This window comes from Bacteroides sp. AR20, assembly GCF_964250605.1.
In the GTDB taxonomy this organism is placed as follows: Bacteria; Bacteroidota; Bacteroidia; order Bacteroidales; family Bacteroidaceae; genus Bacteroides; species Bacteroides uniformis.
Genome location: NZ_CAXUGK010000011.1, coordinates 93,018 through 113,743, shown reverse-complemented (window position 1 = coordinate 113,743; position 20,726 = coordinate 93,018). Strand labels below are relative to the sequence as shown.

16 protein-coding genes are annotated in these 20,726 nt (G+C 44.2%); 4 read left to right on the top strand and 12 right to left on the bottom strand.

The window, feature by feature from the left end:
* The 6 genes from ACESTD_RS08020 to ACESTD_RS07995 all read right to left on the bottom strand — a co-directional run bounded on the left by ACESTD_RS08020 (position 1) and on the right by ACESTD_RS07995 (position 7,212).
* Complete coding sequence (locus ACESTD_RS08020) at positions 1-1,059, bottom strand: PP2C family serine/threonine-protein phosphatase (protein WP_005833300.1); 1,059 nt, start codon at positions 1,057-1,059, stop codon at positions 1-3.
* Positions 1,060-1,067: 8 nt separating this feature from the next.
* Entirely contained in the window at positions 1,068-2,810 is a 1,743-nt protein-coding gene (locus tag ACESTD_RS08015) for an FHA domain-containing protein (protein ID WP_005830088.1), read from the bottom strand.
* Positions 2,811-2,826: 16 nt separating this feature from the next.
* Positions 2,827-4,101 carry an FHA domain-containing serine/threonine-protein kinase gene (locus ACESTD_RS08010; protein WP_005830090.1) on the bottom strand — a complete coding sequence of 425 codons (1,275 nt, stop codon included), beginning with the start codon at positions 4,099-4,101 and terminating at the stop codon, positions 2,827-2,829.
* Positions 4,102-4,112: 11 nt separating this feature from the next.
* Positions 4,113-4,937: a zinc ribbon domain-containing protein gene (locus tag ACESTD_RS08005; RefSeq protein WP_373158733.1), complete on the bottom strand. Its 825-nt coding sequence runs from the start codon at positions 4,935-4,937 to the stop codon at positions 4,113-4,115.
* 72 nt (positions 4,938-5,009) lie between these two features.
* Entirely contained in the window at positions 5,010-5,780 is a 771-nt protein-coding gene (locus ACESTD_RS08000; protein ID WP_005833292.1) for a BACON domain-containing protein, read from the bottom strand.
* Positions 5,767-7,212 carry a serine/threonine-protein kinase gene (locus ACESTD_RS07995; protein ID WP_151852967.1) on the bottom strand — a complete coding sequence of 482 codons (1,446 nt, stop codon included), beginning with the start codon at positions 7,210-7,212 and terminating at the stop codon, positions 5,767-5,769. Before ACESTD_RS07995 ends, ACESTD_RS08000 begins: the two co-directional genes overlap by 14 nt.
* 345 nt (positions 7,213-7,557) lie before the next feature.
* On the opposite strand from ACESTD_RS07995, the gene ACESTD_RS07990 reads away from it, so the two are divergent.
* Both ACESTD_RS07990 and ACESTD_RS07985 read left to right on the top strand, forming a co-directional pair.
* Positions 7,558-9,588: a histidine kinase gene (locus ACESTD_RS07990; protein WP_373158734.1), complete on the top strand. Its 2,031-nt coding sequence runs from the start codon at positions 7,558-7,560 to the stop codon at positions 9,586-9,588.
* 132 nt (positions 9,589-9,720) lie between these two features.
* Positions 9,721-10,473 (top strand): LytTR family DNA-binding domain-containing protein, encoded by a 753-nt coding sequence (locus ACESTD_RS07985; RefSeq protein WP_005833286.1) that lies wholly within the window; start codon positions 9,721-9,723, stop codon positions 10,471-10,473.
* Between the two features lie 138 nt (positions 10,474-10,611).
* Here ACESTD_RS07985 and ACESTD_RS07980 read toward each other — a convergent pair whose 3' ends face one another.
* From ACESTD_RS07980 to hemW, 6 genes are all read right to left on the bottom strand, one after another.
* Entirely contained in the window at positions 10,612-10,965 is a 354-nt protein-coding gene (locus ACESTD_RS07980; RefSeq protein ID WP_005830102.1) for a hypothetical protein, read from the bottom strand.
* A 291-nt stretch (positions 10,966-11,256) separates the two neighbouring features.
* Entirely contained in the window at positions 11,257-12,390 is a 1,134-nt protein-coding gene (locus tag ACESTD_RS07975) for a DUF4249 domain-containing protein (RefSeq protein WP_005833284.1), read from the bottom strand.
* Between the two features lie 12 nt (positions 12,391-12,402).
* Positions 12,403-15,132 (bottom strand): TonB-dependent receptor domain-containing protein, encoded by a 2,730-nt coding sequence (locus ACESTD_RS07970; protein ID WP_373158735.1) that lies wholly within the window; start codon positions 15,130-15,132, stop codon positions 12,403-12,405.
* Between the two features lie 2 nt (positions 15,133-15,134).
* Positions 15,135-15,653 (bottom strand): DUF4974 domain-containing protein, encoded by a 519-nt coding sequence (locus tag ACESTD_RS07965; RefSeq protein ID WP_005833280.1) that lies wholly within the window; start codon positions 15,651-15,653, stop codon positions 15,135-15,137.
* A gap of 286 nt (positions 15,654-15,939) precedes the next feature.
* Entirely contained in the window at positions 15,940-16,485 is a 546-nt protein-coding gene (locus ACESTD_RS07960; protein ID WP_005833278.1) for an RNA polymerase sigma-70 factor, read from the bottom strand.
* Positions 16,486-16,505: 20 nt separating this feature from the next.
* Complete coding sequence (gene hemW / locus ACESTD_RS07955) at positions 16,506-17,636, bottom strand: radical SAM family heme chaperone HemW (protein ID WP_057255807.1); 1,131 nt, start codon at positions 17,634-17,636, stop codon at positions 16,506-16,508.
* A 505-nt stretch (positions 17,637-18,141) separates the two neighbouring features.
* On the opposite strand from hemW, the gene ACESTD_RS07950 reads away from it, so the two are divergent.
* On the top strand, positions 18,142-19,395 hold the full coding sequence (locus ACESTD_RS07950; RefSeq protein ID WP_195289019.1) for a DUF2264 domain-containing protein: 1,254 nt from the start codon (positions 18,142-18,144) through the stop codon (positions 19,393-19,395).
* Entirely contained in the window at positions 19,388-20,719 is a 1,332-nt protein-coding gene (locus ACESTD_RS07945) for a BNR repeat-containing protein (RefSeq protein WP_016273056.1), read from the top strand. Before ACESTD_RS07950 ends, ACESTD_RS07945 begins: the two co-directional genes overlap by 8 nt.
* Positions 20,720-20,726 lie beyond the last annotated feature (7 nt).

Here is a 20,726-nt window from a genome sequence, read left to right as displayed (position 1 = left end):
TCAATCTGTTAGGGTAGTGTTAGTAGTGTCTGTCTCTGTAACCAGAACCGTATCTGCCTGATATAGTATCGTTTTCCATTTTGCATATTGCTGTGGATTTCTATATAAATAGAAGCCTGCCGCTAAAGCCAGTACCAGGAGTAACAGAAGAATTTTCCGGATTTTGTGGTGGTTGGGTTTGCTGAACACTGTATTGTTCAACTTTGCTTTGGGCTCGGTATCCTGTAGCATGATGTGGCATAGCACAATCGTAATATTGTCATATCCACCTGCTTCAAGAGCAGCTTCTATCAACCTATCCTTGCATGTCATTAAATCATCCTGGTTCTCTTCTATAATTTGCATTATCTCTTCGTCGTGGCATAAACCACATAACCCATCACTACATAGTAGGAGAGTATCGCCATCCTTTAAATTATAGGAACGGAAATCGGGATTGGAACGATTGGTCGGGTCTCCCAAACAGCGGGTAATGATATTACTGTAAGGATGGTCAAACGCATTTTCAGGATCTAGTTTTCCCTGATCTACTAAATCTTGTACATAGGAATGGTCTTTAGATAAACGGCAAAAACCTGAATTGCCATTGAATACATAACAACGACTGTCGCCACACCAACAGATATAGGCTTTATCGTTCAATATCCAAGCAATGACAATAGTAGTACCCATTCCCTGGGTACTACTATCTTCTTTACTTGCATTGACAATATTTAAATCAGCGGTTTTGACAGTTCTACCCAGAAATTCTTCAACGGCTTCTTCTGAGGTAACAATGCCTTCCTGCGTAATAATATCTCCTAAATTCTCGGGGGTGAATGCATTTTGCACCGTCTCAATGGCTATGGCAGAAGCAACTTCTCCGGCATTGGTGCCGCCCATTCCGTCGGCCACTACCAATATGCTGCCATACCGTCCTAAAGAAATGGGTTCTATCGATTGGGGGATAATCCACTCTGATTGGCATAAATCACGATTGACAACAAAATTGTCTTCGTTGTTTTTCCTGACTAAACCAACATTGGTACCTGCCGCTAATTTAATGCTTATCTCGGACATGTTTAATTTTAATGTATTAAATTTCTGATTGGTACTAAACGATCCTTACCCTCTATGCTTCCTACCATGAAACCCACTACTTTGTAAGAACCATTTTCTAGAAGGAATGCTGGAGAACCATAATAACCGGGCTCTGCCACACGATTCTGTAATATGGTAGTCTCGTATTTTGTATCGGCTATATTGGTATGGTCATTGAAATGAGCCGGAGTAAGATTATGAATATCAGCATAACCTGCATAGCCCACCATTTGAACTTCTGTACCTCCACTCATGTTGTCTGCGGCGGTAATGTCGTAAGGCAATCCCTCACCATAAACGCCTTTTCCTCTAATGTATGCCCAACTGTTGGCAGCAGGGGTAACAATGCTGACACTGATATATTTCCTACGTGTATAGGTCAATTTTATCCCATGTTCCCTTAGTTGTACCCTGATGGATTTATCTACTTCTATTTCGGTCACTTGTACATCATTTCGTCCGTCTTTGGCAAAATCGCTACTGGTAAATGTCAGAGGCTTTCCAGTTCCTTTGGTACTGTATGCACGGTAATGGATAATGATATTACATCCTGCTCCTTTGTATACAGCCAATAGTTTACGCCATGGGTCTTTCCACTCTGTGTTGGAGTATATCCATGGCTCGACATTCTGCCTGTCTGTTACAAACATTCCGTTTGATAGCATGAAGCCAGTTCCGCAGATTATATCTGAAACTTGTATGCCCGGATCAAACTTTGTTCCATTATATTCGATTTCAATACGGTCGACTTTAATTGTATAGATATAATCATAATAATCTTTCAAATCTCCTGAAGCATTACTGTCTTGTTCATCTGCTATATCAGGGTCTTCATAATATTGGTCTTTGGAGAGTCTGGTGCCTTCTTGTATATTTGCGTTAATGGCATTGCTTGAATTCTCAATGCTTTTAGTGCTTATGCTGTTTGAGAGATTGTCCAAGTCTGATTTGACCTTATAGAAACTTGCATTGACATTCTTTAATTGACTATTAACGTTGTCCAACTGTGTTTTTAAGGCCTCTGCATTACCGTCACTGTTTCGTAATTTGGTCTCTAACTCCCGTTGCTGTGCTTCTAGAGATGCTCTTTCGGTCCCCAGTGAATCCAATTGGTTTTGGTATCCTTTCAGTTGAAGTTCTTGTTCTTCTGTCTTCTGTGCCAACAAATCATTTTTTACACCTAAACTGTAGTTCCAGGCAGCCAATCCTGCCACCGCCAGTACGAAAACAATTCCCATGATTGTTAATGCGGTCTTGTAGGGGCGTAAGGCTTGTTTGCGGAAAAGGCTCATTCTCTCAGTCAATCCAATGCTGGAAGTTAATGCTTGGCGACCTTGTGGAACAATGAATCCCAAGCGTGGTCCGCCAACGGATAATTGTATTTCATCTCCTGTTTGTAAATAGTAGGACCCATTTATAGGATGTCCGTTGACCAATGTCGGATTGGAGTGTGAAAGGTGGATAAGTTTCCAGTTTTCACCGTCGCGTACAATTGCAGCATGTTTGCGGCTAACTGTTTCGAAACTTTCATCAAAGCGTACTTGGCAGGAAGCGTCTCTACCTAATTCTACTTGGTCGACAATGATTTTTTGGGATTCTCCCGCTTGATGATACTTTGAAGAGGTCTTGTGCTCCAAAATAAAGTAAGTTCTACCGGAAGCACCCATTAATGCCCCCATACCAGCCCCTACTGAGCCGGCTAAGGTACGTTTGTAATTTTGTGTATCCATACTACTTGATATATAATTAATAGTTTTCAAATCTCATTTTTACATCCCCAATGGAGATGATATCTCCAATTTTCAGTATATGCCCTTGTTTGGTGACTTGGGTGGAATTGACATAAGTCCCATTACTGGACTCCTGCCACAACTTTAACTCCTTCTGCCATTGCCCGTCCCGAATAATCCATTTATCAGTGGCGGGATTTGTTTCTATTGTGCAATGATGGCGTGATATATAGGCACTTTGCTGTTCTGTTATATGTAGCAGATTGTCGCGTTCTCTCCCGATAGTAAGGATTCTATTGCCATATTTTATAAGTTCACTTAATTGATATATTTTTCCGTACTCTTCACCTTGCATAATACGTATACAGAAACCATTGACTGTTTGTGGTGGACAATATCCTCTTTCCATGGGGACTTGGCTTATTGCTGGCAGGTGTTCCAATACCTCTTGCACAGACTGGAAACGTTTTTTGAAATCTGGATTAAGACATCCTGCAAAGAGTTGCTGCCACTGCTCTCTATGTTTCAACTGTGTCAATTTCTGCCGGTTCCAATCTCCATTTTTCCCACGTTTCTGGTATAGTGCCAATTCATTATGACTGCTCAATTCGCCAAAGGGCAAACTGCCAGTCAATAATTGAAAGGCTAATACTCCAAAAGAAAAAATGTCCGTAGTGGGTAGGACAGTGGCCTCACCTCGCATGCGGTTCACTTGTTCTGGCGGCATATATGCATAAGTCCCGAAGATTTGGTTGGGTTTACCAAAAATATTGCGTTCAGTCATACGTTTGTTTCTATCCCCTGCTATACCGAAATCTGTCAACGCAGCAATTCCGTTACTCTTGAAAAGGACATTCTCCGGCTTTAGGTCACGGTGAACCTTGCCTCTGGTATGCAAAGCATGTAAACCTATTAGAATTTGTTGGCAAATTAGAGGAATCTTACTGCTTCCAGAACCTAAATAAGGTGTTAAATCTCCTCCGGAACAGTATTCCATTACAATATAAGGGTTGCCTCCAACTGTACCGTAGTCCAATGAACGCACTAAATAGTCACAATCAATTTGCCCAGTTTTGAATTCCATCTCGAAACGTTCCATTAATGGTTTACGTATTTCAGGAGGAACTTCCCATAATCTCAGTAGTTTAAGCGCATAATCTTTGCTTGCGCTGTCCGTAACCCGATATACTTTACCGAATGAACCTTCGCCTAATGTTTGGGAAACCCTATAACGGTTATTGATATATTCCCCTACATTATAATCACATCTGTCGACAGTCCGGTTATTCACAAGAGTTATATTTAGTCACATTCAAACTTGAATCTTCGGTCGCCTAGTACAATGATATCATCCGGTATGATTTCTATTTTTCTGTTTACCTGGATATAGGTCGTTTGGAGCATACTTCGGTCAAGCAGATACCAATGACCATCATCGAAAACTATTTCAGCTTGTTCCTTTGAGGTGATTGTACGATTAGACATTTCTGTATTTTCCCGGTTCAAGATGATGGAGTTCCCTTCATATTCAAATCTTTTCGGAAGAATGTTCTCTTCTTCTTCCGGTATAATTGTTAATGAACAGTGAGGTTTGGTTTCCGGTTCTGTCTCTGTGATGTTCTTTATTTGTCGGCGTATGGTTGGCCGATGTACGCGGACACCGCAGTTCGGGCAAAAAGAGCAGGTTATTGCTATCTTACTTCCACATTCATGACAGAGCATTTTCTCTTCAGAAATGGAAGATGCTTCCTCTTCTACTCTTATTGTTTTGTATTCATTGTTTGTTGATATGTTTGCCTTTTTTAATGGAGTTCCGCAGCAAGGGCAACTTGTGAAATCTCCTACTACCGGGTAATTGCAATTGGGACATTCTATAATTGGCTGTACAACAGTAGAATGATTCTCTTCTTCATTTGTTGTGGAAAACACTACAGTTTTTCTGCATTTTTCTTCATTAGAGCTGACATTCAATACTGTCGGTTTGGGTATAGCTTCTCCATGACCTTCTTTTGAAATAAAAATGTCCTGACTGTTGGCATAATTCTCCGGCATTCGCAAAGGTTGCCCGCATTTCAGGCATACTGTTGTGTTGGAATGGTTGTCCCAACCGCAATTCATACATCTCATAAGATTTTACTTTAATAATGGAATTACTTTGTATAAATCAGAGTTTCTCACCATTGTCGGTTTACCATGAATTTAGAATAGACCTCCCTTTTTCTGGGAAAGAATAATTGAAGATATTTTTCCTCCTTTGCTTTTAACTATGAGAGTTCCTTCTCTGGCCTTCTTGGTTTTTCCCACTTTTAGAATGAGTTTGCCACGGTCTTTTGCTATAGCTTCACACCATTCAGGAATATCTGCAACTTCCCATTCGGCATTGGAGTCTACTTGCAGTTCTTTAATTTCTCCTTTGGAGCCGAATTCCAATTTATCTAATGCGATATTAATGAATTCTTCTTGGCCACCTTGGGTAACACTGACCGTAGCTTTCATCTTTTCATTACTGATTGTAATGGTGGCTTTACGTTCGATAGTCAGCCAATTGGTCTGGCAGCTTATGGAGAGTTTCTTCTCACCGGGAGTCACTTGACACCAGTCTGCATCTGATATTGCAGTCCATTGTTCTGGAAGACTTTCTATTTTTATACTTTCTGCAGTCTTTGTCTCACACCCAAATTCCAGGCTTTTTCTGTCTATGGTAAGTCTGGTGATTTCGGCAGGAGGCGCTGGCTTGGGAGCGGGATTTATTTTTTCCTCACACTCTTTGATTTTATTTTTGCATGCTTGCTCCAGATTGCTGTCGCATTTCATGGCTGCTTTAAAACTTTTAATAGCGTCTCTGTATCTTCCTCTTTTCATGTATGTCTCTCCCTTTTGATAGATGGAGGCGCATTGCCCCCATATACTTATTGGCATAGAGAGAGCGAACGCTAAAACAATCAGTCTGATAAGTTTATTCATTTTCATTGTTGTCTATGTTTATATATGGTTCTATTTTTTTTGCACGGTCTTCAAAAGCCTGGGCTGCTACGGCTTGGTCAAGGTCTTTCATGATATTTGCCTTTTCTTTAAAAACATGATAGGCAGAATCCAGTATGGCCTCTACTTGCTGTTTCAGTTCTGTTGCATTTAAGTATATTTTCGCGGAGATGGAATCTTTGTAGTAATTTATTTGGCGGTATTTGCCAATGGCATTTATGTAAAAATCCTCAAATACGGAATCATTGTTTTGCTTTAAAGTGTCAATGTCAAATCGGAAAACATCTCCTTGTATTTTAGAGTTTTCGCCTTCTTGAATGATTGACAGACACATTTTGTCGTAATCAATCGTTGGAGTCGGTTCCGGTATGGATTCCACTACTGGTTCTTTGCCGCTTATTAGCGAAAAGATGATGACAATTGTTGCGAATATAGCTGTGATTGCTGCTACGACTATAACTTTTTTGCGTTTCCCTTTGTCTTGATAGGGTGACATCTTATTTATGTCAGAAGAGTGTGCGCTAATGGAATCCTCATGGGTTTTGTCCTCTTCCTCTTGCAAAGTATCATGGCTGTTGTTTGACAGACTAAAGGGGACGAGACTTCCATTGATATGTTGGGAAGTGTAGTCTGCAATTTGTCTGGCTGTGGGTCTGTCCCATGGATTTAAGGCAAGGCACTTGTAAATGATATCCTTTAATTCTTGAGAAAAGTCTTCGTTGATAAGTGGAATGTCTGCACCGTTTTTTTGCAATACGCCTCCATGATCGCCATAGGGCGGCATACCGGTTAGAAGCTCATACATTGTTGCTCCCAATGACCAAATGTCACTAGCCATAATAGGGGCGGGAGATGGACCAAAACGTTCTGGTCCCATATAGGCCAAAGTTCCTCCACTGGATTCTTGGCCTTGGTTCCTGCGTAATGTACTTCTAATCCGTGCGCTGATTCCGAAATCCGTAATCATATACTTATTCTCATCATTAATCAGAATATTATCGGGTTTTATATCCTGATGGATAACCGGGGGAGTTTTTGCATGAAGATAAGCCAGTCCCTCTGCAACATCATGGAGCAAATGCCAGCTTTCCGTTTCTGTTATCCGGTTGTTGTCAGTAAGGTATTGGAAGGCCGAACCGTTTTTGCAAAAAGGCAAAATCAGGTATGGCATCCGTTCCCAGCAGTCATAATAAGTAGGATGCAGTAAATTGGTATGATTCATATCAAATACGAGGGAGAACTCTTGTGTGAAAAGGGATATCCCCGCATCGTCAAGCCCCATCCCTGGAGCATATATTTTTATGGCGACCTTAACATCCGTAAGTTTGTCTTGTGCCAGCCAAACTTCAGAAAATCCTCCTCTTCCTAGTTGTTTGAGTAGCTCGTATCTATCTGCTATGATTTGTCCACTGTCTAACATAGAACTTATAAATTATGTAAAAGAACTGTTTTCTTTTGGAAACAGCCTTTCTTTGTGTGATTGTATTATTTTGTTTGATTGAGTATATTCGCAATTCTTTATCCACAAAGTAATTAATAAAAATGTAAATAAGAAAATGAGAAAAAGTTTGAAATGTACTAAAATGTTGTTTTAATGGCTTATGTAGCTAAATATTGTACTATGATGTGATTTTTTGTTTCGTTTTAATAAAGCGGTAGCGTATGCTCTTTTGTGGTTGAGAAATACGCCTTATGCTTGACGGTATTTCGCAAAAATATTTTAAGTTTGTAGATGTATTGAATAAATAATCTAATTACGAGAAACATGGGAGAGAGGATGGATAAGCGAATTCGATTTTATATTTATTGGATATTAGGGTTTGTGCTTCTAGGAGCTTGTGCGCCCGGAGATAAAGAGGACGTATACACAGAAATGAGAGCTTTTGAGGATTTTTCCCATATAAATGGAGATTCTGTGGCCATTGTGCCCCGAAAGGTAAGGTTGAAGGCTTTTCAAAAGATGGAAGAGGCAAAGGATAGCTTGGTCAAGTATAATTATCTGGCAATGACACTGAAAACATATTTGATTACTTCACAGCTTGATTCGGCACAAATCGTAATCCAGCAGATACATGACTTTATAGAAAGGCAGCATAGTTCTTCTCAAATGGCAGATTTGGAGTCTGAATGTTTCAATATGAAGGGAAATATCTTTGCACGTGTTGGGAATATGGATTCTGCTGAAATTTGTTTCCGGAAGGCTTATGAATTACGGATGAGAGGGACTAGGATTGAAGTGGTGCCGGATATTTTGATGAATCTTGCAGATGCGAATAACCGTTTAGGAAAATTGGATATAGGGGCAGCTTGGTATAGGAGAGCTTTGTTGATGTGCGACTCTTTGCATATAGCTTCTACCAAGAAACCTCCCATTTATTATGGTTTGGCACAAGTATATGTTACCATGCGTGATTTTGAACAGTGTGATTACTATTATAATCTAGCAGGAGAAAGCTATGACAGTATGCTACCTTATGAAAAATATATTTATTTGAATAATAGAGGGACTTCTTACTATTATAGGGAGGATTACCAGACAGCGATAAAATATTTTCAAAAGGTTATTGATTTAGTCGAAGGATATGCTGATATGAGTTTTGAACTTAATCTGGGGAGGTTGAATTTAGGAGACTGTTATCTTCAACTGAATAAGGTTGATTTGGCTGTTAAATATATAAATGAATGCCAACTTTTTTTTGAGGGAATGGGGGTGAGTACTGCACTATATTATATCGATACGCAGAAAATAGAATTGGCTCTGCTTCAGAAAGACTTTCAAGAGGCACGTCGTTTATTGTCCGAGAGTGTAGTCCCTCCGGGCATCGACCCTGATATGGTACATATCCGTAATAAATACCTTCAGCAGTTTTACGAGGAAACCGGCAACTACAAGAGGGCTTATCACTATCTGCAGAGGAACAACCAGCTTGATGATTCTATCAGGAATGAGCGTGTCCGGATGCGTACGGCAGACTTGACTTTGCGTTATCAGCAGGATTCTACCTTGATAGCACATCGGGTTTTGCTTCAGGAGCAGAAAAACAAGGTGCTGGTGCTGAGGCAGATACAGTTTGTCGTGTTTGCTGTAGCTGTTGTATCTATATTGACGGCGGTTTTCCTTTATCTGTACAGCAAAAAGAAACGTGCTTTGTTGCTTGCACGGAATCATCGCACAGTCTCTACACTTCGTCTGGAGAATATCCGTAACCGCTTGTCCCCTCATTTTATCTTCAATGTGCTGAACCGGGAGATGGTGGAGCGGAATGTGGAAGAAAAGCAAGAGCTTTCGTCGCTGGTAAAACTGATGCGTCGCAATCTGGAATTGGTGGAACAACTGTGTGTAACCTTGGCAGAGGAGCTGGATTTTGTGAAAACATATATTAATCTGGAACGCCGTTCTTTAGGTCCGGATTTTCATTCGGAACTGAAGATAGAAAAGGATGTGCAGCCGGAGCAAATAAGGATTCTGTCTATGATGATTCAAATTCCGGTTGAAAATGCAGTGAAGCATGCGTTGCGCGAGAAGGAAGGTGAACGTAATCTTTGGGTTTCGGTCTGCCGCCGGGGAAATGGTATCTGTATAAAGATAACGGATAATGGTGGCGGTTATCGTCCGGACAGTCGGAACCGGGGCACGGGGACGGGAATGAAAGTCATTATGCAGACCATTCGGATTCTCAACAATAAGAACAAGGAGGCCATTGATGTTTTGGTGCACAATGTCTCTCTACAGAGTGGTGAGATGGGCTGTGAGGTGACTTTCTGGCTGCCTGACAACTACGATTACAGAATTTAAAAGAACCGTTTAATCTTATTTTTTGCAAGGATAGGCATATTTACAGACAAATAGTCCGTAAATGACCTTCTATTGCTTTGTATGGGAGTAGGATTATGTATATATTCGCGAGAAGAAAAACATAAAAGGAACATGGATAAATATAAGGTTGCAATAGTTGACGACGATGAGGTGGCTCTTGAGAATCTGAGTTTTGAATTGGGAAAGGATGCACGCTTCTTTTTGAAAGGAACTGCCCGTAATGGTAAACAAGGGAAAAAACTCATTGCCAAGGTACAGCCGGATTTGTTGTTCTTGGATGTGGAACTGCCGGACATGACTGGAATGGAATTACTGCAGGAAATACGTGACAGTGTTTCGTGGAATATGCGGATTGTTTTCTATACGGCTTATGATAAGTACATGATTCAGGCTATCCGGGAGGCTGCGTTCGACTATCTGCTGAAACCTTTTGAAGAGCAGGAGTTGCGGGATATTCTTGCGCGTTTTGTAGAGCAGGCAGAGGCTGGGCAGAGAATGTCATATCCCATTGGTGCACCGTTGCATACCGGACAGACATTTATCGTATTTACGCCAACTAATGATATGCGTGCGTTGCGTCCGGCTGAAATCGGCTTTTTTCGCTATTGTTCCGAGCGTAAACAATGGGAGGTGATACTAAACAACCAGCCGCCGTTGGTGTTGCGTCGCGGAATGACTGCTGAGCAGATTACTCAATATTCATCCAGTTTCGTGCAGATACATCAATCGTATATTATCAATATTGATTATCTGATGATTATAAAGGATAGCAAATGCATGCTTTATCCACCATTTGACAAAGTGACGGAACTGCTGGTTTCCAGAAAGTATAAGAAAGAGCTGCAAGACAGATTCTGCTTGTAAAGTGATAAGAATTATTTGGTTAGGGAGTTGACGCCGCAGGTTTTGGTGGCGTTGACGTAAAGAAAAGGCATTGAACCTCTAAAGTCCAATGCCTTTTTATTTATCAAATACTATTTTCGTATTTATCAGAAGCGAAGTTTATTTCACTTCGATACCTTTGTTCTGCAGTGTGACGTTCAATACTCTGGCATAATCAGCATACTGCTTTTCATTCAGAGTCTTTTTCATCAACTTCAGATTACCATAAACTGCATTACGGAGTAACTTCTCCTGATTCTTCTTGGAATTTGTAGCGCGTTCCATCTGTTCTGTAAAATATTCGCAGATGTTTGCCACTTCTTCATGCTGGTTGGAATCCAGATTCAAATACTTGCTCAACTTTGTTATGTTGATGTTACCTTCCCATTTTGCAGTTGTAGGTTGGTTTCCTGCTGCAAATGTTGTAGCAGTCAGGCAGACTGCTGCCACTAATGTTAATCCTAAACGTTTCATAATACCTACTTTTTAATTGTTATTCCTAAAAACTAATCTCAATCTAATACCTATTGAAAACTCTCTAAGCGCTTAGCTTTTTCTTTTTACCTATGCAAATATAGGTATATGTTTTATAACACAAAAATGAATACGTAAAAAAGTGTAGTTTATACCTTCATTTCTTGACTTAAATCAATTTTGTAGTGTGAAAATGCTTTATTTGGATGCTTTTTGTAATACGAATGTAATGTAGGTTAAATGAAATTCAGTTTATTGTAATGGATAAAAGGATTTTTATTAGTCAAAATGTTATTGCCAAACAGTTTCGGGCAATTCTATGATTACTCTGCTTTCAGAGCAGACTCCCACAAAGCCTAATCCACCTATGACGTTGCAAGGCAGACTGATAGGTTCCATTAAAGTATTGTCGTAATCCCCATCATCCAGGCAGTTTAAGGCTTTCAGGTAGCGGTATTCGGCTTCAGTGATACTAAGCAGCCGTACGGTGATGGTTTGTTTGCGGGATATATGGTCGTAGTAGTGTCCCTCTACCGGATAATATTCTTGGTAGAGAGGGGTATATACTTTTAATGTGGCATACGAATCACGGAAAGTGTTATCATTGAATATGTTGTATTTGTTATTTATGGTGGGAAACAATTCATTTTCTTCATCATCATAGTTGCCAGGGTGGCCGTCAGTCAGTATAACATCTTCCCGGTTGATGATTTCGTTCTGTCGGGGAGCAAGGATGGTAGTGTCTCTGGGTATGGAGGCCCAATGCCAAGAGCCGTCCTCGTCTTCCACTTTGATGAGGCTGCCGTTTTCATCTTCCAGGTATTCTTTCCATTTGCAATAGTAACTACGGTCATTCCAAATGTCCAGCCGGTAGTAGTTCTTCTCGTTGGGGCGGTCTTGCAATGTAATTTTGTATTGGCGGTAAAGGGTTTGTCCGCTGTACTCGCGCAGGTAGGCCAAGCAAGTGTCCACGTGCAGGCTCTCTATCGGTTGCGGCACGGTGACTTCGGCACTGGCATGGTATTTTCCGTTTTCGGCAGTGGCTTCTAGGCGTATGTTGTCGCCGGGATGCAAAGGGGTGTTGAGGCGAAACAGCTTATACAAGATAGCATCGTATACAAAGATGGCGTCTTCCGGATAATTTTCCGGTGGACCGAAGATTTCCTCCGGTGTCAGTGCTTGAGGAGTTTCAGCAATGCGGTTATTGATAAACAAGGTCAGTGTAGCTTCGTTCAAACGTACTATGCTGCTGCCCTTGCTCAAGTGCAGAAAGACTTCATTAACGTCTTTTCCTGCATCCAGTTGGGCATTCATGATGAGTAGCGGTTGTTGGTTGTCTGGATTGTAAGGAATTTCATTTTCACATGATGCCAACAAGACAATAGCTACTATATATAATAGGTGTAATTTCATTTGGATCTTCATATGCTGATGTGTTTAAAATCTGTAAGTATAGGTAACTGAAGGGATGCAGGGCAGGATGGTCAGTTTTTTGATACTGATTTTCCCTTCCTCTTTATGTTCTATGAATCCTCCATTACCATCCGGTTGGTATAGATAACTGCTTTTCTTGTATTTGCTGTAAACGATGTTCGGATTCATGGCATTGTATGCATTGTAGATACTGATATTCCAGGTGCGTATGCCATGTTTGGTTTTTTTGTTGAAGTTAACACCTAGGTTCAAACGATGGCTGGCAGGCAGGCGATAGTTGTTGCGTCTGGAGATGTAGCCGGTCTCTTCGATGACTCCATCGGGGCTGACGATAATAGTAGCCTTTTCGGGGATAGTGATACATCCACCGGTATTGAATATCCAGGAAGCTCCTGCATCAATGCGGTCACTGAACTTATGGCTGAGATTGAGGCTGATGCTGTGGCGGCGGTCATATTTGTAGGGGAACCATCGGCCTTGGTTGATGGTACCGTTCTTAAAACGGTGATCGGTCTTGGATAGGGTATATGCCAGCCAGCCGGTAGTCTTGCCCAATGTTTTCTGTACCATCAGTTCCAGACCGAAGGAGCGGCCTTCGCCCATTTCCACTTTTTCTTCCCAGTTGGTAGAGGTGCCGAAGAAGGATACACCGTCTTGATATTCAAGTATGTGTTTCATCTGTTTATAATATCCCTCGACGGAGAACTCCCAACCCGGCAGTCCGGAATAGTAGCCTCCTATGGAGAACTGGTTGGCATACATCGGACTGATGTCTTTGGTAATGGGTACCCAGAGGTCGGTAGGCATAGACAGCGGAGTAGAGGACAGCAGATGCACATACTGTGCCATGCACGTATAGGATGCTTTGGCAGAATATCCTTGTCCGAGGTCATAGCGGGCGGAAAGGCGGGGCTGCAGCGAATAGTAGCTTTTCCCTTGTGTGTGGAACAGCGATGTGCGTACACCTGCATTCAGACTGAACCTGGCGTTTACATTGAAATTGTCTTCGGCGTAAAGGGAGATTTCTTGTCCGCGCATGGCATGGCTGTTGCTGGTATTGTAAACCGTATCTTCCTGGAGGGCGCCATTATCTATATCTTGTATTTTCGAGGTAGCTATTCCCGGACGGAACGTATGGTGGATGTACTCTGCACCGAACTTGATGTGGTGCTGCGGCATGGGGGTGTAGTCAAAGTCCATACGCGCACTCCAGTCACGGATACCGGAGTTGAACTTGGAGGAGTAATAGTATCTGTCTTGTACTTTATTGGCGACAGTATAGGTATCTTCCATGTTTCCGTCCAGCCCCATCTCATATTTGTTGTATGAGACGGTGGTGTTGCAAAACAGCTTGCTGTTGAATACATAGTTCCAGCGGCCGTAGGCGATGGTGTTTCCCCAATTCAGATGGCTGTTGTCCTTGGAATAATTCTTAATGCTGTTGTCGTAATTGTCACCGTGGTAGTAACTGTCATAATGATAGTGGTCTTTCCCCTTGTAGAAACTGAGGAAGATGCGGCTACGGTCGCTGAACTTATGGTTGACCTTTGCATTGACGTCGTAAAAATAGTAGTTGTATTTGTCGGAATAGGTGTCGTCTTTGTCTACAATGAGATTTTTGAAGAATAGGGTGGGGATGGCTCGTGCGCTGAAACTGAAGGAGGTCCGTTCTTTCCAGATAGGGCCTTCGATATGCAGTTTGTCCGTCAGCAGGCCTATGCTGAATGCGCCGTGGTATTTATGCATGTCCCCGTCGTTGGTCCGTACATCTACTATAGACGAAAGACGCCCGCCGTAGCGGGCAGGAAAAGAACTTTTGAAGAGTGTGGTGTTCTTTACCGCTTCGGGCGTAAAGATGGAGAATACTCCCAGCAGGTGGTCTGCGTTGTAAACAGGAATTCCGTCCAGCATAACCAGGTTTTGGTCGGGACCTCCCCCTCGCACATACATGCCTGCAAAACCTTCCATACCGGCTTGCACACCCGGCATCAGCTGAATGGTCTTCAGCAGGTCGGCTTCTCCCAATATGGACGGGGTATGCCTGATTTGTGTCATCGGTATCTCATGCGCTCCCATGGCTGTGCTTTCTATGCCGGCCTCCCGCTTGTCCGAGAGCACCACGACCTCTGCCAGCTGGTTATTGCTGTCCAGCCTGACGTTGAGTAAGGTGTCTTTCGTCAGTTCGAACCGGCTATGCCGGCTTTCGTAGCCCAGGTAGGAGAAAACCAGTTCCGTTTCCCCTTCCGGCAGGGTGAGGGAATAGAAACCGAAAGGATTGGTGGCAGTACCTGTGGAACAACGACTCTCAAGGATATTGGCACCAATCAGCGTCTCGGAAGACGCTCCGTCGGTCACGTATCCGCTGATGGTGAACTTACGGCTAACGGGTTTCTGCGGCACGGGCCGCTTATGGAGTAGAATGTGCTTTCCGGATATTTCGAACGTGATGGGTTCGTTTTCAAAGGCACGTTGCAATATCTCACTGATGTTCTTTTGTTTCATCTCCAGTGTGATGCGGTGCGTGAGCTTTACTTCTTCCCCATAGATGAAGGAGAATCCGGTTGCATTTTCCAGTTGCTTCACGAAACTCTCTAAAGTTGCGTTACGGATATTCAGGTTTATACGTGTTTCCTTGTTTTGTGCCTGTGCATGGAGTGAGGCGCTTAAAAGAACCACACACATCAGAAGTACGGTTCTGATGCGGTGGTGCGAACAGATAGTAGAGCTGGTCATTGTCAGTTAAGTTTAGTAGTAAGGATAATAGTGTTGTTTTCTTTTTTATAGGTAAAGTTGCCGGCGTCCTTCAGTAGGTCGAGGATTTCTGTAAGACTCTCCCCTTCGCGGAAGGTAGCTGTCATATGATAGTTCTTCAGGCTGTCTCCTTCGATACGTATATCGGTACGGAACGTTTCGGAAAGTTGACGGACGATTTCCTGCAAGGGTTGCTGATCGAATGTCAGTACGCTATGAATTACTTGGGTTTCCTCGGTAGTATGTATGGCTTCTGTGGGAATGGCTTCCCGTGGTGGTGCTACGTATAAGAACTGATAGGCTGCCCAGCTCGTTACACAGAGCAGGACTACGGCTGCGGCACTGGCTGTACGCATCCAGAACCGCTTCATGCTGCGGCGCTTTAGCAAACGGCTTTCCAGCAGCCTCCAGCTGTTCTCTGCCGTAAAGCGTCCTCGTGGGGAACGGGTAGAAGCAACCAGTTTGTTCAGTACCTTGTCGAAATTCTCGTTATTCACTTTCATTTTTGGCAATTTATTAAGAGCCTATGACTCCTTTTCTGCATGTAAAGACAGCTCCTTTTCAGGAATTCCCTATGCCTATATCCTGAAATAATGTTAATCTAAAGCTCTTTGTCCGTGAAAGTCCGTCCTGCCTACGTATGACTTCCTTGTTTCTCTGTTTCAATCAATAGGGAAGGTGTGCTCGAGATGTGCATCTCATGTTGTGCGAGATGTGTATCTCATGCAGCTCGAGATGTACATCTCATACATGCATACGCGGCTTCTTGCAAGGAAGATGAAGCAGAGTTCACTCCGTCAGCAATGCTTCCTTGAGTCTTGTGAGTGCTTTTTGCAGTTGCGCGTCTACTGTCTTTGTGCTGATGTTCAGCTCCTCCGCCACTTGTGCATAGCTTTGTTTCTCTTCGCGCAGGCGGATGAATACTTCACGGCAACGCTCCGGCAGGCGGTCGAGCGCCTTGACATATCGGGCAAACAGTTCTTCGCTGATAAGAGTGTCTTCGGGGGAATCGGCCTGGCCGGAAACTTCGGGAAGCTGTTCGGACGAGAGTGTAGGGTGCCGGTTCTCTTTTTCCAGGTAATTGAGGGAGGCATTTTTGGTAAGGATAAAGCAGTAATCCTCTATGTTGTTCACTTCCGGCAACAGGGCGCGTTGTTCCCAAAGCTTCATGAAGACGTCGAGCACAATTTCTTGCGCCCATTCTTCGTGCTTCACGAAATAGCAGGCAATACGGAACAAGCGGTCGTAGCACAGATTGTAGAAACTGTGAAAAGCCCGTTCCGAGTCTTCTTCCTTCATTTGGCGCAAGTAGCGTCTGACTTCTTGTTCGGTCATGCAGTCTCCCGGTTTTGCTGTTAATCAATGAACATCAGGTCGCTTATTATGCCGTCCGAAACAAAGATACCTTCCCGGGTCAGGCGCAGGCGGTCTGCCTGCATCTCCAGTTTGTGGCTTTGGAGGTAGGGGGCTGCCATTTTCGTGCAATATTGGCACAACTCTGTGCCGAAGGCTTCTTCCGTATATGTCAGGGAGATTCCCCACATGGTACGCAGGGAAGTCATAATGTATTCATTGTAACGGGTCACTTTATCCAGAATTTCTGTTTCGGAGGAACGGTGTCCCTCTTCAATGGACTTTATGTATCCTTCCAGAGAAGCTGTGTTCCATTCCCTTGTCTCCGCATTGAAGGAGTGGGCTGAAGGGCCGCAGCCCAAATACGGAATGCCTTTCCAGTAAGCAGTGTTGTGGCGTGAGTACATGCCGGGCTTGCAGAAGTTGGATATTTCGTAATGCTCATACCCCGCGGCTCCCAGGGTGTCCATGAGCGCCGAGAAGAAGCGCACGCTACTCTCTTCATCCACTTCGCTGATACGATGGCTCTGCAGCATTTCGTAGATGCGGGTGCCTTTTTCGTAAGTCAGATGATAAGCGGAGATATGCTCCACATCAAGGCCGACGGCTTGTTGCAGGTCGCGTTCCCACCGTTGGTCTGTTTCATCCGGTAGTCCATAGATGAGGTCGATGCTGATATTCCGGAAGCCGGCTTGGCGGAGGCGGTGTATGGCTGCGATGGCTTGCGCGGCATTGTGCCGGCGGTTCAACAGTTTCAGGGTGGGGGCGTCGAATGTCTGTATCCCCATGCTTATGCGGTTGAAGGGGAGGGTGCGCAGCATGGACACATATTCTTCCGTCAGGTCGTCGGGATTGGCCTCGAGGGTAATTTCTTCGGCATGTTCTGTTCCATACACCTCTTTGATAGTCCGGAATATCTGCTCGAAATCTTCGTGAGCGAGCTGTGAGGGAGTTCCTCCGCCAAAGTAGATGGTCTCTATCGGTTCTTCCTTCAGATAACCCTTGCGGGTTTTCAGTTCAGTGCACAAGGCACGGATGTACTGCTGCTTCAATTCGCTGCGAGTGGTGGAATAGAAATCGCAATAGATACAGCGTGTCTTGCAAAAAGGTATATGAATATAGATGCCTGCCATGGTATGCTTATGGATATTTGTTGCAAAAATAGTCTTTTGGCAGGAGAATATATCGGTTTTCGGGACATTTAATGTAATATGGAAGTAGTCAGTGTCTTGGTGGATATTCTCAGTTTTGTCTGTAATCCGGAAAAATAGAACATTTTTTGAGTCGTATGGAAATTCATTATTCCGAATAAACTCCTTTCCTTTGTTATCAGAAAAAGGAATGGGTGTCTATTAAAATAATGAGTAATATGTTTGAAGGACTTGACTTTTGGTTTGAACAGATTATAGCTTATTGCATTGCCCTCGTACTGGTGCAGTTCATGAAGAAACAAATATAGCGGCAAATACTTTATTCACTTCCGTCGTAGCACGGTTTAATCTTAGGCTTTTTCTTGTGATTTCTGAGCTTTTGGGGTACTAATGACCGATATTTACCCCTTTTTGAAACAATAGTGCCCCCGAAATTACCGGGAATGGGGTAATTTTGCAGTATTGAAAAACAAACTTAAATAATATCATGAGAAAAAGTAACTACTTATGGCTGCTGCTGGTGGCAGTTTTATTGCTGCCCGCTCAGGAAATGGCTGCCAAGAAGAAAAAAGAGAAGGAAGTGACAGACCGCGAACTTTGGGCCGGGGTGTTGTATCAAATGGCTGCTCCGGTACTGAGCAATATGAGTGAAGGGAAGCTCCAGGAAAATATGCAGGTGGAGCTTAGCCCCACTTGGGATGGACGCGACAAACGGGTGACCTATATGGAATGTTTCGGACGTCTGATGGCGGGGTTGGCACCCTGGCTCTCTTTGCCGGACGATGACACTGCCGAAGGCAAGCAGCGCAGGCAGCTCCGCGAGTGGGCATTGAAAAGTTATGCGCAGGCGGTAGACCTGGAAAGTCAGGATTACCTACTTTGGCGGAAAGAGGGACAGCCGCTGGTCGATGCCGCTTATGTTGCTGAAAGCTTCCTGCGAGGATACGATGCTTTGTGGGTGCCTCTGGATAGTTTGACTAAACGGCGTTACATTGAAGAGTTCACCCAGTTGCGCCGTGTGGACCCTCCTTATACCAACTGGCTGCTGTTCTCGTCTACGGTAGAATGTTTCCTGCGCAAGGCTGGTGCCAAGAGTGATGCTTACCGTATTGTCTCCGCTCTGCGCAAGGTGGAAGAGTGGTATGTAGGTGACGGCTTCTATAGCGACGGACCGGGATTTGCCTTTGACTATTACAACAGCTTCGTACTCCATCCCATGTATGTGGAGTGTCTGGAAGTCTTTACGAACAGTGGAAAAAATAAGATATGGAATGCGCCGGATTGCAATTTCCAGCGTGCCCAGAAGCGCATGCAGCGTTTCGGCATGATTCTGGAACGTTTCATCTCTCCCGAGGGGGCCTTCCCCGTATTCGGGCGTTCCATTACCTACCGCACCGGTACCCTCCAACCATTGGCTTTGTTGGCATGGCGTGGATGGTTGCCCAAGGAATTGTCGAACGGACAGGTACGTGCTGCCATGACAGCTGTCATCAACCGTATGTTCGGTGACAACCGGAACTTCAACGAGAAAGGTTTTCTGACATTGGGATTCAATGGTTCCCAGCCTCATATCTCCGACTGGTATACTAACAACGGCAGCCTTTACATGGCTTCCCTGGCATTCTTGCCCCTGGGCTTGCCCGCCGACCATCCGTTCTGGACAGATGCTCCGCAGGCATGGACCTCGAAAAAGGCGTGGGGTGGTGAAGAATTCCCCAAAGACCATGCCTATTATGAGTAAGACTGATTCATTTTTTATAGTATTTATATTAATTGTTTGGGGGATTGGTGGATTTCCGGTGGCACTCTGTGCACAGGGTGCTGCCGGTGTCCTTCCCGAAACGCATCTGGTGGAAGTGGGGAAAGGATACAGCCAGACTTCCGTCAACACTGCCGTATTCCGTAATAATTCGCTGGTGACGCAAGGTGACGAGCAATACATCAGTTACTATGATGCGGAAGGGTTCCTGACTCTTGGAAAACGGAACCTCCATGCCGGACAGTGGACACTGCACCGCACACAGTATAAAGGGAATGTGAAGGATGCCCATAACGTCATCAGCATGATGCTGGACGGTGACGGGTATATTCATGTAGCCTTCGACCATCACGGACAGCCCTTGAACTACTGTCGCAGCATTGCACCCCATTCACTGGAATTGGGTGAGAAGGAGCCCATGACGGGCGTGGATGAAGGCAATGTAACCTATCCGGAGTTTTATCTGCTGTCCGGAGGCGACCTGCTGTTTGCATACCGTTCCGGTTCTTCCGGCCGGGGCAACCTGGTGATGAACCGCTATTCCTTGAAGGAGAAGAAATGGAGCCGTGTGCAGGATGTACTGATTGATGGCGAGAACAAGCGCAATGCTTACTGGCAGCTATATGTAGATGAGCTTGGAACCATCCATCTGTCGTGGGTCTGGCGCGAGACTTGGCATGTGGAAACCAACCATGACCTATGCTACGCCCGTTCCTTTGACAATGGCGTAACATGGTATAAGGCAAATGGCAAGAAATATGATTTGCCCATCCGTCTGGGTAATGCAGAGTATGCCTGCCGCATTCCTCAGAATTCGGAACTGATAAACCAGACCAGCATGAGTGCCGATGCAGGCGGCAATCCGTACATTGCTTCCTATTGGCGCGACCCGGACAGCGACGTCCCGCAATACCGGATTGTCTGGCATGACGGGCAGATGTGGCACAGCCGCCAGGTCTCCGGGCGTACCACTCCGTTTTCCCTGAAAGGTGGAGGCACGAAGATGATTCCGATGGCCCGTCCGCGCATCGTAGTAGATGGCGGGGAGATATTTTATGTATTCAGGGATGAAGAACGGGGGAGCAAAGTCTCTTTGGCGCACGCTACGGATGTGGCAAACAGTAAGTGGAGCATCAGCGATTTGACCGACTTCACTGTCGGTGCCTGGGAACCGTCTCATGACACGGAATTGTGGAAGAGCAGGAAGCGGCTGCATCTGTTTGTGCAGCATGCCAAGCAAGGAGACGGAGAGCGGGTTGTGGAGTTTGCACCGCAATCGGTATATGTATTGGAAGTAATAAGATAAAAGAACA